Here is a 14,021-nt window from a genome sequence, read left to right on the forward strand (position 1 = left end):
TGGACGCGGAGCCCGTGTTCGACACGCTGCAGCGCTGGCTCGACCGGCGGTTTCCGGTCGCGGCCGAGTCCACGCTCGCCGCCTGAGGTCGCTCAGGCCTTGGCCGCCAGCGCCTGCTTGCGCTGAGTCTGCGCGAGCCAGAGCAGCGCTGCGCCGGTCAGCACCACCGGCACCAGCGAACCGTAGTTCAGCAGCTGCCAGCCCTGCGTGGTCACCAGCACGCCCGAAGCGAACGAGGTCAGCGCCAGCGTCGCGAACACGCAGAAGTTGAGCGCGCCCTGGGCGCGGTCGCGCTCTTCGGCGGTGTAGGCCGTGAGCGAGAGCGTCGTGCTGCCGGTGAACAGGAAATTCCAGCCCACGCCCAACAGGAACAGCGCCACCAGGAAGTGGTGCAGCTCCACGCCCGACAACGCCACCACGATGCAGCCGAGGTTGAGCGCCAGCCCCACCCCCATCACCGGCAGCACGCCGAAGCGGCGAATCAAGTGGCCGGTGAAGAAGCCCGGCGCGAACATGCCGATCACGTGCCATTCGAGCACCAGCGCCGCGTCGGAAAACGGCAGGCTGCAGATCTGCATCGCGATGGGCGTGGCGGCCATGAGCAGGTTCATCACGCCGTAGCTCAGTGCGCCCGCGGCGGCGGCCACGATGAACACGGGCTGCCGCATGATCTCGCCCAGCGACCTGCCGCCGGCGGCTTCCTTGCGCGTCGGTGACGGGGGGAATTCGATGAAGCGCATCACCGCCATCGAGAGCAGCGCCACCGCCGCCAGCGCGATGTACGCGCCGGCGAACGGCACGGAAAGGGCGTCGCGCGTGAAGGTGGCGAGGTTCGGGCCGGCCACCGCACCGATCAGGCCGCCGGCCATCACCATCGACACGGCCTTCTCGCGCCAGGCCGGCAGTGCCAGCTCGGCCGCCGCGAAACGGTAGAGGCCGGCGTTGGCGTTGTAGTAGCCCGCGACCAGGGTGGCAAAGCACAGCAGCCAGAAATTCTTCGACGACGCCGCGTAGGCGCACAGCAGCGCCGAGCCGACCGCCACCGCCAGCCCGATCTGGAACGAGCCGCGGCGGCCGAAGCGCTGCTGCGTGCGCGCCACCAGCCCCGTGCTCAGCGCGCCGCCCACCACGTAGCCCATCACAGGCAGCGTGGCCATCCAGCCCTGCGGCGCGATGCCCAGGCCCACGAGACCGTTGATGGCGATGAAGGTGACGTTGTTGGTCAGGAGCAGGCCCTGGCAGATGGCCAGGAGCCACAGATTGCGATTCATGGGGCGCGGTTCTACGCGATTGGCCGACGAAGGCAAGGCGCCGGCCAAAAAAAAGCGCCCTCGCGGGCGCCGGAATTCTGAGAATGAAAATTCGCCGGTTGGCAGGTCAGGTCGGCTTGTTGCCTTGCAGCAGACCGCTGAGCGAGCCCAGTAGGTCGTCCTGGTTGCCGAGGCCTTGCTCGGGCACCTTGCCCTGCGGCGTGAGCTGGTTGATGAGGGCCGGCAGCATGGTGGCCAGCATCGGCAGCAGCATTTGTGCGTTGATGCCGAGTTTGGACGCGATGGCGGCGATCGTGTCGCCGCCCAGCGCGTTCTGCAACTGATCGCCCGAGACCTGCTTGTTTTCACCGTTGCCGATCCACGAGCCGATCACGTCGCCCATGCCCGCCTGCTCGAATTTCGAGACCATGCCGCCGAGGCCGCCCTGCCCGCCGTTGTTGGCAAGCAGACCGCCCAGGGCGCCGGCGAGGCCTCCGAGATCTCCCAATCCCCCGAGGCCACCGCCCTGCGGTTGCTGCTGTTGTTGTGCAGCGCCTCCCAGCACCTGACCGAGTACCGAATCGAGCAATCCCATGGCGTTTCCTTGGTGTGTGACAGAACCGGCGGCATTTTCCGACGCCCCGGACCGCAAGCCGAAGGTGGCGTGACCACTTTCAAGCTGGCATCGTGACAAATTACTTGGTCCGCGCAGGCCGTTTGGGAAGCAATGCGGGATTGACCCCTTGCACGCCCACCAAGCCCAGCACGGTGACGAGCGAATTCTGCGCGCCTTTCCATGCATCTGTCACGTCGATCGACTCGGCCAGCGAGTGGAATCCGCCCGACTTGCCGCCGCCGCCGATGATGATGGCCGGGATGCCCAGCGAAATAGGAACGTTTGCATCCGTGCTGCCGCCGCGCAGCAGCGTCTTGTGGCCAAAAGCACTGTTGGCGCGCGTCGCGGCTTCGACGATCACCGAGTCGGGTGCCGTGCGGCCACCCGGGCGGTCGCCGATGAGCTTGGTGCTAACGCTCAGTGAGCTCACGTTCCAGCGCTTGTTCTCTTCCGCCACGGCCTCGTCGAGCGTGGCGAGGATCTTCTTCTCGGCCTCGAGCAGCGAGGCCATGTCGTCCGAGCGGATGTCGATCGCCATGCGCGCATCGGGCGCGATGGTGTTCACCGACGTGCCGCCGCCCACGGTGCCGACGGTGAAGGTGGTTTTGGGGAAGCTGGGCGTGCGCACTTCGGCGATCTTGGCGATGGCGCGGCCCATGCCGTGGATCGCGCTGGGCACCTGGCCGAAGGCGCCGAAGCTGTGGCCGCCCGGGCCCTTGAAGGTGACTTCGTAGCGGTGGCTCGCGGTGCCGAGCACCAGCACGTGGCCGTCGGGCGAGGGCTCGAGGCCGACCATGCCGTCGATGTCGAGGTGGTCGCGGAAGATGGCCTTCATGCCGCGCAGGTTGCCCAGCTCTTCCTCGCCGACGTTGGCGACGAACATCAGGTCGCCGACGGTCTGGATCTTGTTGTCGTTGAGCACCTTGAGCCACGACAGCAGCACCGACAGGCCGCGCGTGTCATCGCCGATGCCGGGCGCATAAAGCTTGCCGTCGCGCTCCTTCACCTTCACGTCGGTGCCGGCCGGAAAGACCGTATCGAGGTGCGCTGAGATCAGCAGCTTCGGGCCGTTGCCCGTGCCCTTGCGCACGCCGACCACATTGCCTTCGGCGTCGATCTTCGCGTCGGTCAGGCCGAGCGCCTTCATGCGCGCCAGGAAGGCTTCGGCACGCTTCTGTTCCTTGAAGGGCGGCGCCTCGATCTCGGTCAGCGTCTTCAGTTCTTCGACCGTGCGTTCGTGGTCGGCCTTGACCGATTCCAACAGCTTGCGGATCGCAGGCGAGGCCATGAGTTGGGTGTAGGCCTGGTCGACCGCGGGGCTGACCTGCGCCGGCGTGGGCGCGACGGCCTGGCTCTGGGCGTGGACGGCGGGCACCGCGCACAGCGCGGCCAGGACGAGGGGAGCGAGACGAAACGCGCGGGATGAACGAGGCATGAGGGAGCGGTCCTTCCGGGAGGCGGATTGAACAAGAAAAGGGAAGCGGCCATTGTTCCGCAGGCGCCCGGCTCGCGCCTCGCGGAAAACCCCCCGGAACGGCTCAGGCGCCGATGAGCGACACCAGCGCGGCGAGTGCGGCGGTTTCCGCGCGCAGCACCCGCGCGCCGAGCGTGGCTGGTGCGAAGCCGCGCGCGATGGCGTCCTGTTCCTCGGTGGCGCTGAGCCCGCCTTCGGGGCCGCTCAGCACGAGCGCGGGCTGCGTGGTCGGGGTGCCCGCAGCCACGGCGGCGACGGTGCGTGTGCCGTCGGCCAGGCTCAGTACGAGACGCGTTGCCGCAGCGTCGGAGGCGGCAGCACCGCCGAGCCAGCCCGCGAAGGACTGCACCGGATGAATCACCGGCACGCGGTTGCGTCCGCATTGCTCGCAGGCCGCGACGGCGATGGCTTCCCAGTGCGCCCGCTTCTTCTCGGCGCGTTCGCCCGACAGGCGCAGCACGCCGTGCGCGGTGGCCAGCGGCTGGATGCTGGTCACGCCGAGTTCGGTGGCCTTTTCGACCAGCCAGTCCATGCGCTCGTTGGCCGGCATGCCGACCGCGAGGTGCACGGCGCGGGTCGCTTCGCGCTCCACCGGCGTGTGGGCGCCGACCGCCACGGCGACCTCGCTGCGGCCCATGCGTTCGACCGTCGCGGCGTACTCGCCGCCCGCGCCATCGAACAGGGTGAGGGTGTCGCCGGGCTGCATGCGCAGCACCTGCACATGGCGCGCGGCGCCCGGCGGCAACGCCAGGCTGGCGCCGGCGGTCAGCGGCACGGAGCAGTGAAAACGGGGCATGCTATGAAATCAGGAGCTGACGGCGCCCGTGGTGCGGGCGCTACAGCGATTTTCTTTTTCGGCTTTTTTCAGTTTCTCTTCAGACTCGGCCGTAGGCGAAGCCGGTGACGGCCGTGGTGCCCTCGACCTCGTCGATCACCCGCACGAGCGGCGTGAGTTCCATGTAGCGGCTGGCGGTGGCGCGGATGTAGGCAATGAAGCGTGGCGTGTCGGCCAGGTAGCGCGGCTTGCCGTCGCGCAGCGTGAGGCGCGCGAAGATGCCGGCGACCTTGAGGTGGCGCTGCAGGCCCATCCATTCGACCGCGCGGTAGAAGGCGCCGAAATCTTCATCGACCGGCAGGCCCGCCTTGCGCGCGGCGTTCCAGTAGCGGATGGTGATGTCGAGCACGAACTCCTCGTCCCAGCTGAGGAACGCATCGCGCATCAGGCTGGCGATGTCGTAGCTAATCGGGCCGTAGACGGCGTCCTGGAAGTCGAGCACGCCCAGCGGCTGGCCGGCCTCGCTGCCGATCATGAGGTTGCGCGGCATGAAGTCGCGGTGCACGTACACGCTCGGCGACGCGAGGTTGTTCTCGACGATCAGCGCGAAGGCGCGGTCCAGGCGTTCTTTCAGCCGGCCTTCCACGGCCACGCCGCGGTGCTTGCTGATGTACCACTCGGGAAAGAGCGCCAGTTCACGTTCGAGCAGCGCCCGGTCGTAGGGCGGCAGCACGCCGGGTTTCGAGGCCAGCTGCCAGCGGATCAGCGCGTCGATGGCCTGGTCGTAGAGCGGCCGGTTGGCGTCGGGGCGGGCCGGGTCGATCACGTCGAGCATGGTCTGGTGGCCCAGGTCGTCCAGCAGCAGGAAGCCGTGGTCGCGGTCCCATTCGAGCACCTGCGGCGCGGTCACGCCCGCCTCGGTCATCAGCTGCGCCACCTGCACGAAGGGGGCACTGTTTTCCTTGTCGGGCGGCGCATCCATCACGATGCGCGTGCCGCCGTCGGCGGTGTCCAGGCGGAAGTAGCGGCGGAAGCTGGCGTCGGCCGAAGCCAGCCGCACGGTGTCCGGGCGCAGCTGCCGAGTCTCGGCGATGCCGGCCAGCCAGCCCCGGAACGCTTCGGCCCGCTGCGGATCTGTCCAGAGAATGGCCTGAGCGGGGTGTGGGGTCGTGGACGCCGGGGTCGAAGGTGCTGTCATGGATAATCAATTCTACAAATCCGCCTGGCGCGGCCCCCCTGTTCAAGGCCGATCCGGCCGGGCGGGGTGGCTGCCGGACCCCGCAACCCGCCGGCTTGCCGCGCCGTCCCGACGATTTTTCGTTCCGAATCGATGCCTACGACCCCACGCGCTGCCCTGCGACGTTCGAGCCCGCCGCTGCCACTGGCCGTGCTGTCGCTGGCGCTGCTGCACGCGCATGGCGCCTTTGCCCAGCAGGCCGGTGTGCTTGACGGACCGCTCACGCTGAAGCGCACGCCGCTGCTCACCGAGACACTCACGCCCGCGCAACGCAGCCAGCTGCCCAGCCTCGTCACCGGCGACCGCATTTCCGGCCGTCCCGACCTCGAGACGGTGGTCGAGGGCAACGCCACGCTGCGCCGCGGCCCGCTCGCCATCACGGCCGACCGCCTCGAGTACTACCAGCCCGACGACCGCGCCAAGGCCACCGGCAATGTGCGGGTCAACCAGGCCGGCAACGTGTACGAAGGCCCCGAGCTCGAACTCAAGCTCGAGACCTTCGAGGGCTTCTTCAACAACGTGCGCTATCGCTTCCTCTCGACCGGTGGCCACGGCGAGGCCGAGCGCATCGACTTCGTCGACTCCAACGTCTCGATCGCGCGGCGCGCCAGCTACACCACCTGCCGCCGCGAAGATTTCCCCGGCTGGATGCCGGCCTGGCTGCTGACCGCCGCCACGCTGACCACCGACACCGAGGAAAACGAGGGCGTCGCCATCGACGCGCGGATGAGCTTCATGGGCATCACGACGCCGCCGATTCCGCGCGTGACCTTCCCGCTGTCGAACGAGCGCAAGAGCGGCCTGCTGCCGCCCACCATCGGGCTGGACAACACCAACGGCTTCGAGGTCGCGCAGCCCTACTACTGGAACATCGCGCCCAACCGCGACGCCACCATCACGCCCACGCTGATGAGCAAGCGCGGGCTCAACCTGGCCAACGAATTCCGCTACCTTGAGAAGGACTACAGCGGCAGCATCCGCCTGGACCTGATGGGCAGCGACCGCCTCGTGGGCCAGCGCTACAACGAGGCGCGCGCCGAGCAACTGCAGAGGTTCAACAACGGCGAGATCGCGCTCAAGGACCTGAACCTCGGCAAGCAGCCCGACGGCAGCAAGCGCTGGGGCCTGTGGCTCAACCACCACCACGACTTCGACGCCAAGGCGTTGGGGCTCGACTCGCTGTCCGCGAACATCAACATCAACCGCGTCAGCGACAACGACTACTGGCGCGACTTCACGCGCACGCCGACGCTGGCGCAGCGCCAGCTGCCGAACGATGCCTCGCTGAACTGGGTCAAGGGCGACTGGAGCGGCGCCGTGCGCGCCCTGCGCTACCAGACGCTGCAGTACAACCTGTCGCCGGTCGTGCCCTCGTATGACCGCGTGCCGCAGATCACGGCCAACTACGCCAAGTACGACTGGCATGGTTTCGACGTTTCGCTGAACACCGACTACTCGCGTTTTCGCGTCAACAGCATCCTGGCGGGCCAGCCCGGCTTCGATCTCAACCAGCAGTCGCAGCCCGACGGCGACCGCGTGTTCGCGCAGGCGGCGATCAGCCGGCCGTTCCTCACGCCGAGTTCCTTCGTCATTCCCAAGCTGCAGCTGCACGCGACCTCGTACAACTACTACCTGCCGCAGTCGTCCATTCCGAAGGTGTCGGTCAACGGCATCGACTATGTGAACGGGATGCCGTACAACCCGAGCCAGCTGTACTTCTTCCAGACCTCGTCGAACCGCGTCGTGCCGACCTTCAGCCTCGACAGCGGCCTGATCTTCGAGCGCGACGCCAACTACTTCGGCCGCGCCTTCCGCCAGACGCTGGAGCCGCGCGCGTACTACGTGTACACGCCGTACCGCAACCAGAGCATGCTGCCGAACTACGATTCGGCCGCCAACGACTTCAGCTTTGCGACCATCTACACCGAGAACGCCTTCTCGGGCGCCGACCGCATCTCGGACACCAACGCGCTCACGCTGGGCGTCACGTCGCGCCTGATCGACCCCGGCACCGGCGTCGAAGCCGTGCGCTTCGGCATCGCGCAGCGCTTCCGCTACGCCGACCAGAAGGTCACGCTGCCGGGCATCGCACCGGTCACCGACCGCACCAGCGACCTGCTGCTGGGCGCCCAGATCAACTGGACGCCCAAGTGGAGCCTGGACACGCTGCTCCAGTACAACCCCGATTCGCGCCGGTCCACGCGCAGCGCGATCAGCGCTCGCTACAACCCGGGGCCGTACCGCAACCTCAGCGCCGCCTTCCGCTACCAGGCGCCGAGCACGCCCACGGCCACCGACGGCAACAAGTCGATCGACTTCGGCTGGCAATGGCCGCTCAACGACCTGTGGGGCGACAAGGGCAAGGACCTCGGTCCGGGCAAGGGCGAAGGCGGCGGACGCTGGTACGCCGTGGGCCGCCTGAACTACAGCCTGCAGGACAAGAAGCTCACCGACGGCGTGCTCGGGGTCGAGTACGACGGCTGCTGCTGGATCAGTCGCGTGGTGCTGCAGCGCATCACCACCGGCCAGGTCACGGCCAACACCCGCATCATGTTCCAGCTCGAATTCGTCGGGTTCTCCGCCATCGGATCGAGCCCGATGCAGGCCCTGCGGCAGAACGTGCAGCGCTACCAGCCGCTGCGTCAACCGACCGAGGCGCCGAGCCGCTTCACCAATTACGACTGAAACGACGACCGTTCACGCCATGAAACACATCCGTTCCCTCCTCACCCTGGGTTGCCTTGCGGCCATCGCCGCAACGGCCGGCGCACAGGGCTTTCGTTCCGGCAGCGGCATCACGGACATCATGCGCGCCGGTCCCCGCATCGTGCCGCCGACGGCCCGCCCTGCCGCTCCCACGGCGGCGCCGGTGCAGCGCGCCGCCGAGTACATCGTGGCGCTGGTCAACTCCGAGCCCATCACCAACACCGAGGTGCAGTCGCGCGTCACGCGCCTGATCCGCGAGAACCCGGACGCCGAGCGCGTGCCGCGCGCCGAACTCACGCGCCTCGTGCTGGAGCGCCTGATCACCGAGCGCGCGCAGCTGCAGCTCGCGAAGGAAAACGGCATCAAGGTCGATGACGTGGCGATCGACCAGGCCGAGCAGACCGTGGCCCGCCAGAACGAGATCAGCCTCACCGAACTGCGCAGCCGCGTCGTGGCCGAGGGCATCTCGCCGCGCGAATTCCGCAACGACCTGCGCGACCAGCTGCTGCTCACCCGCCTGCGCGACCGCGAAGTCGAGTCGAAGGTCAAGATCAGCGACACCGAAGCCGACGAGTACCTGCGCGACCAGCGCGAGAGCGCCGTCAAGAACAACGCCCTGCTCAACCTGAACATCGCCCAGCTGCTGGTGGCCGTGCCCGAGAGTGCCACCGACGCGCAGATCGCGACCGCACAGAAGAAGGCCACCGACCTCGCGCAGCGTGCGCGCAGCGGCGAAGACTTTGCCAAGCTGGTGCGCGAGAACTCCGACTCGCCCGACCGCGCCAATGGCGGCGCGCTCGGCCTGCGCAGCGCCGACCGTTACCCGCCGGTGTTCGTCGAAGCCACGCAATCGACCGCGGTGAACGGCATCTCCGGCCCCGTGCGTTCGGGCGCCGGCTTCCACGTGCTCAAGGTGCTGACCAAGACGCAGGTGGGTTCGTCGGATGCATCGATCACCCAGACCCAGGTGCGCCACATCCTGCTGCTGAACGACCCCAAGCGCACGACCGCTCAGGCGGTGGCGCAGCTGCAGGAATTCAAGCGCCGCGTGCAGTCCGGCACGGCCGACTTCGCCGGCCTGGCGCGCGACAACTCGCAGGACGCCAGCGCCAAGGAAGGCGGCGACCTCGGTTGGTCGCGTCCCGGCCAGTTCGTGCCCGAGTTCGAGGAAGCCATGGACCGCCTCACGCCGGGCCAGATCAGCGACCCCGTGGTGTCGCGCTTCGGTGTCCACCTGATCCAGGTGGTCGGCCGCCGCGAAGCCAAGCTGAGCCAGTCGGAGCAGCGCGAAGCCGCGCGCGCCGCGCTGCGCGAACAGCGCGTCGAAGAAGCCTTCACCACCTGGGTGCAGGAAGTGCGCGCGCGCGCCTACGTCGAATTCCGCGAGCCGCCGCAGTCCTGATGGCCGCGGCAGCGTTCTAGGCCGCGATGGCACAACACATTGCAAGAAAGCGGTTCGGACAGCACTTTTTGTCCGACGGCGGGATCATCGACGGGATCGTGCAGGCGATCGCGCCACAGCCCGGCGATGCGATGGTCGAGATCGGACCGGGGCTGGCGGCGCTCACGCAGCCGCTGGTCGAACGGCTCGGCCGCCTCACGGTCATCGAGCTCGACCGCGACCTGGCCAAGCGGCTGCGCGAGCATCCGCAGCTCGAGGTCATCGAGTCCGATGTGCTCAAGGTCGACTTTGCCGAACTCGCGGCCAAGGCCGAGCCGAAGCCGCTGCGCGTGGTCGGCAACCTGCCCTACAACATCTCGACGCCGATCCTGTTCCACCTGCTGGGCTACGCCCACCTGATCGCCGACCAGCACTTCATGCTGCAAAAGGAAGTGATCGACCGCATGGTGGCCAAGCCCGCCACCTCGGACTACAGCCGCCTGAGCGTGATGCTGCAGTGGCGCTACGACATGGAGAACGTGCTGTTCGTGCCGCCCGAGAGCTTCGACCCGCCGCCGCGCGTGGACAGCGCTGTGGTGCGGATGGTGCCGCTGGCGCAGCCGCCCGCGGTCGACGCGGCGCGGCTCGGCGAGATCGTGCAGGTGGCCTTCAGCCAGCGCCGCAAGATCCTGCGGCACACGCTGGGCAAATGGCTGGAGACGCACGGCTTCGAAGGGGCGTTCGACCCGCAGCGCCGCGCCGAGGAGGTGCCGGTGGCCGAATACGTCGCACTGGCCCAAGCCGTTCCCCCATGAAAAATGCCCGTCGATGACGGGCATTTTTTCTTTCCAGGGTGCCACCGATCCGGCGTTGCCGCTCGGTAGGCGCCGCTCCGTGCGAGCCTGCTTACGCAGCGGCCAGCCAGTAGCCTGCGTTGAAGGGGCTGCTCATGCGCAGCGCCAGGGGCGACACGTCGACGAGCTTGTCGGTCGGCATTTTTTCGCCGGCCGGCTCGGTGCTGGCGGCGGTGGCCGCCGCGGTTGCTGCCGTGGCGGCAGGGTTGACTTCGATGCCATCGAGGGTTTCAGCGGTGGGCTGAGCCTCGTTCGCCCGTTCTGCTTGGCTGGTAGATGCAGAACGGGCTACAGAAAAGAATAGAAGCAGCGGAACGGGACCTTGCGATCGCCCCAGTAGTCCGAGGCGTCGCGGAAGATGTCGAGCAGTTGCTCGCGCGCTTCCTTGTCGAACTTGGCGTTGGCCGGGATCTGCTCGAGCACGATGACGAAACCCGGCTGCGGGCCCGATTTATGCAACGGGTCGGTCATGCAGTCGTACAGCGCGTCGAAGTTCTTGCCGAAGTGCGCCGGGAAGGTGAACTGCTGGGCAATCAGGTCGAGCACGTCCTGCTTGGTCTGGGCGTTGCCCAGGTTGGCGTACAGGAAGTGCTGGCCGGCCGCGTTGGCGGCATCCTGCAGGTCGTTCACGCGGAACGCGCGGATCGATTGCACGATGTTCGGGCGTACGGCTCGAAGGGATAAGGTCATATCCGCTGGTCTTTCCATAGTCATCATCATCTCGTCGGGGCGCTTCGGGGCGCCGCTCAGGTCGTTGTCATCGCTCATGGCGCAATCCGTCTGAAACTCGCATAGTGATCCGCCGTGTACCAGCAGGCTTCGGGCGCCGCGCGCTGCTCGCCACCGCAAACGATCCGCCGGGCACCGCGGTTGCGCGCGCCGGGCGTTGGCACCGTGTACTCGCGGTAATGCCCGCGACGTGCCGCGGGCAGAATGCGTTCGCGATTGCCGAATACCGTGCCGTCTTTGTCGTACCGGAAGGGGCCACCGTCAAGGATGGCCTGGTAGGTTCGCTGGCCCTGGACCGGGAGATCGGTCAGGGCAATTGATTCCTCGGAGGACGTTTTTCCGGCGCCGAACCATCCGCGGGCCTCGGCCCCCGTCGTCAGAGCCACCAGCATCAAGCTGGTGAGCGCAAACTTAGTGACAGAGGACGTGATCGAGGCGTAAGCCGCCATGGGGCACCACAAGAAAAGAGCGGGGGGTTTGAACTGCGCTCAACCTCGGGGTTAACCCGCAAATTCAAGCCCGCGAGTGTGCACCACGCTGGCGAAAATAGCAAGCGACTGCCCAAAGTTTGAGCAGTCGCCGGGACGAAAAGCGACGCCTTAAGTTGGCGTCCACTCTCGCCAAATGGCCTATCTCTCGGCGTTTGCGTCGGCGACTGTCAAGGCCGTCATGTTCACAATGCGGCGAACAGTCGCGCTCGCCGTGAGAATGTGCACAGGTTTGGCCGCGCCGAGCAGAACCGGGCCGATGGCGATGTTGCCGCCGGCCGCGGTCTTGAGCAGGTTGTAAGAAATGTTGGCGGCGTCGATGTTGGGGAACACCAGCAGGTTGGCGTCGCCCGCGAGCGCGCTGTGCGGCATGACGACCGCGCGTTGCTTGCTGTCCAGCGCCACGTCGCCGTGCATTTCGCCGTCGACTTCGAGCCAGGGCGCCTGCACGCGCAGCAGGTCGAGCGTGCGGCGCATCTTGATGGCGCTGGGCTCGTTGCTGGTGCCGAAGTTGGAGTGCGACAGCAGCGCGGCCTTCGGCTTGAGGCCGAAGCGCATCATTTCCTCGGCCGCCATGGTCGTGATCTCGGCCAGTTCCTCGGGCGTCGGGTCGTAATTGACGTGCGTGTCGACCAGGAACACCTGGCGGTCGGGCAACAGCAGGCCGTTCATGCAGGCGTACACTGGCACGTCTTGCGGGGTGCTCTCGCAGCCGCCGGGGCGCTTGCCGATCACCTGGTCGATGTAGTGCAGGTGGATCAGCGTGGTGCCCCAGGTGCCGCAGATCATGCCGTCGACCTCGCCCTTGTGCAGCAGCATGGCACCGATCAGCGTGAGGCGGCGGCGCATCTCGATCTTGGCGGTCTGCACCGTCTGGCCCTTGCGCTCGGTCATGCGGTGGTAGGTCTGCCAGAAGTCGCGGTAGCGGTGGTCCTGCTCGACGTTGACGACGTCGTAGTCGAGCTCTTCCTTCAGGCGCAGGCCGAACTTCTCGATGCGCTGGGCGATGATGGCCGGACGGCCGATGAGTGTTGGGCGCGCCAGGCCTTCGTCCACCACGATCTGCGCGGCGCGCAGCACGCGTTCTTCTTCACCTTCGCAGTACGCCACGCGCTTCTTCGGTGCGCGCTTGGCGGCGTCGAAGATCGGCTTCATGGTGGTGCCCGAGGCGTAGACAAAGCTCTGCAGCTTGTCGCGATAGGCGTCCATGTCCTTGATCGGGCGCTGCGCCACACCGCTTTCCTCGGCCGCCTTGGCCACGGCCGGCGCGATCTTCATCATCAGGCGCGGGTCGAAGGGCTTCGGGATCAGGTATTCGGGGCCGAAGCTCAGCTTTTCACCGACGTAGGCAGCCGCCACACGTTCGCTCTGCTCGGCCTGGGCCAGCTCGGCGATGGCGTGCACCGCGGCAATCTCCATCTCGTCGGTGATGGTGGTGGCGCCCGAGTCGAGCGCGCCGCGGAAGATGTACGGGAAGCACAGGACGTTGTTGACCTGGTTCGGGTAATCGGTGCGGCCCGTGGCCATGATCACGTCGTTGCGCACCGCATGGGCGTCTTCGGGCGCGATCTCGGGGTTCGGGTTGGCCAGCGCGAAGATCACCGGCTTGGGTGCCATCTTCGCGACCATCTCAGGCTTCAGCACGCCGCCGGCCGACAGGCCGAGGAACACGTCGGCACCGGCGATCACTTCCGACAGCTTGCGCATGTCGGTCTTCTGCATGTATTGACGCTTGTCGTCGTCCATCAGCTCTTCGCGGCCTTCGTAGACCACGCCGGCCAGGTCGGTGACGAACACGTTTTCGCGCTTCAGGCCCACCTTGAGCAGCAGGTTCAGGCAGGCCAGCGCCGCGGCTCCCGCGCCCGAGGTGACCAGCTTCACTTCGGCGATGTTCTTGCCGGCGACCTTCAGGCCGTTCAGCATGGCAGCCGCCACCGTGATGGCCGTGCCGTGCTGGTCGTCGTGGAACACCGGGATCTTCATGCGCTTGCGCAGCTCGCGCTCGACGTAGAAGCAGTCCGGGGCCTTGATGTCTTCGAGGTTGATGGCGCCGAAGGTCGGCTCCAGCGAGGCGATGATCTCGACCAGCTTGACCGGGTCTTTTTCGTCGATCTCGATGTCGAACACGTCGACGCCGGCGAATTTCTTGAAGAGAACGCCCTTGCCTTCCATCACCGGCTTGGAGGCCAGCGGGCCGATGTCGCCCAGGCCCAGCACGGCGGTGCCGTTGCTGATGACACCCACGAGGTTGCCGCGCGAGGTGTACTTGAAGGCGTTGGCCGGGTCCTTGACGATTTCCTCGCAGGGCGCGGCCACGCCGGGCGAGTAGGCCAGCGACAGGTCGCGCTGGTTGACCATCTGCTTGGTCGCCGCAATGGCGATCTTGCCGGGAACGGGAAACTCGTGGTACTCGAGGGCGGCACGGCGCAACAGGGCGCGCTTGTCTTCCGGGGTGGGGGTCGAAGGGGACGATGCGGTCGAATCGGACATGTGCCGTTGCTCCTGGTGGCG

The 14,021-nt window shown here is 67.2% G+C and carries 11 protein-coding genes; 3 read left to right on the forward strand and 8 right to left on the reverse strand.

Features of this window, described 5'->3' with window-relative positions; genetic code table 11:
• Positions 1 to 92 precede the first annotated feature (92 nt).
• The 5 genes from AAG801_RS09310 to AAG801_RS09330 form a co-directional block, all read right to left on the reverse strand.
• Positions 93 to 1,271: an MFS transporter gene (locus AAG801_RS09310; protein WP_192194238.1), complete on the reverse strand. Its 1,179-nt coding sequence runs from the start codon at positions 1,269 to 1,271 to the stop codon at positions 93 to 95.
• Positions 1,272 to 1,377: 106 nt separating this feature from the next.
• Complete coding sequence (locus tag AAG801_RS09315; protein ID WP_263864227.1) at positions 1,378 to 2,052, reverse strand: YidB family protein; 675 nt, start codon at positions 2,050 to 2,052, stop codon at positions 1,378 to 1,380.
• Positions 1,946 to 3,301 carry a M20/M25/M40 family metallo-hydrolase gene (locus AAG801_RS09320; protein ID WP_341888145.1) on the reverse strand — a complete coding sequence of 452 codons (1,356 nt, stop codon included), beginning with the start codon at positions 3,299 to 3,301 and terminating at the stop codon, positions 1,946 to 1,948. Before AAG801_RS09320 ends, AAG801_RS09315 begins: the two co-directional genes overlap by 107 nt.
• Positions 3,302 to 3,404: 103 nt before the next feature.
• On the reverse strand, positions 3,405 to 4,136 hold the full coding sequence (locus AAG801_RS09325) for a 16S rRNA (uracil(1498)-N(3))-methyltransferase (protein WP_341888146.1): 732 nt from the start codon (positions 4,134 to 4,136) through the stop codon (positions 3,405 to 3,407).
• A 79-nt stretch (positions 4,137 to 4,215) separates the two neighbouring features.
• Positions 4,216 to 5,313, reverse strand: coding sequence for a phosphotransferase (locus tag AAG801_RS09330; RefSeq protein WP_341888147.1), 1,098 nt, complete (start codon positions 5,311 to 5,313; stop codon positions 4,216 to 4,218).
• 132 nt (positions 5,314 to 5,445) lie between these two features.
• Between AAG801_RS09330 and AAG801_RS09335 the strand changes: the two genes are divergently transcribed.
• Genes AAG801_RS09335 through rsmA form a run of 3 tightly spaced genes read left to right on the forward strand, consistent with a single transcriptional unit; the run spans position 5,446 to position 10,254 of the window.
• Positions 5,446 to 8,037 carry an LPS-assembly protein LptD gene (locus AAG801_RS09335; RefSeq protein ID WP_341888148.1) on the forward strand — a complete coding sequence of 864 codons (2,592 nt, stop codon included), beginning with the start codon at positions 5,446 to 5,448 and terminating at the stop codon, positions 8,035 to 8,037.
• A 19-nt stretch (positions 8,038 to 8,056) separates the two neighbouring features.
• Entirely contained in the window at positions 8,057 to 9,460 is a 1,404-nt protein-coding gene (locus AAG801_RS09340) for a peptidylprolyl isomerase (RefSeq protein ID WP_341888149.1), read from the forward strand.
• 26 nt (positions 9,461 to 9,486) lie between these two features.
• Positions 9,487 to 10,254, forward strand: a complete 768-nt coding sequence (gene rsmA, locus AAG801_RS09345; protein WP_341888150.1) for a 16S rRNA (adenine(1518)-N(6)/adenine(1519)-N(6))-dimethyltransferase RsmA — start codon at positions 9,487 to 9,489, stop codon at positions 10,252 to 10,254.
• 327 nt (positions 10,255 to 10,581) lie between these two features.
• Here the strand turns inward: rsmA and AAG801_RS09350 are convergent, their stop codons facing one another.
• The 3 genes from AAG801_RS09350 to AAG801_RS09360 all read right to left on the reverse strand — a co-directional run bounded on the left by AAG801_RS09350 (position 10,582) and on the right by AAG801_RS09360 (position 14,000).
• Positions 10,582 to 11,007: a barstar family protein gene (locus tag AAG801_RS09350; RefSeq protein WP_095747788.1), complete on the reverse strand. Its 426-nt coding sequence runs from the start codon at positions 11,005 to 11,007 to the stop codon at positions 10,582 to 10,584.
• A 50-nt stretch (positions 11,008 to 11,057) separates the two neighbouring features.
• Entirely contained in the window at positions 11,058 to 11,471 is a 414-nt protein-coding gene (locus AAG801_RS09355; protein ID WP_101490729.1) for a ribonuclease domain-containing protein, read from the reverse strand.
• 180 nt (positions 11,472 to 11,651) lie between these two features.
• Positions 11,652 to 14,000: an NADP-dependent malic enzyme gene (locus AAG801_RS09360; protein ID WP_319358205.1), complete on the reverse strand. Its 2,349-nt coding sequence runs from the start codon at positions 13,998 to 14,000 to the stop codon at positions 11,652 to 11,654.
• Positions 14,001 to 14,021 lie beyond the last annotated feature (21 nt).

It is taken from the genome of Variovorax sp. YR752 (assembly GCF_943372545.1).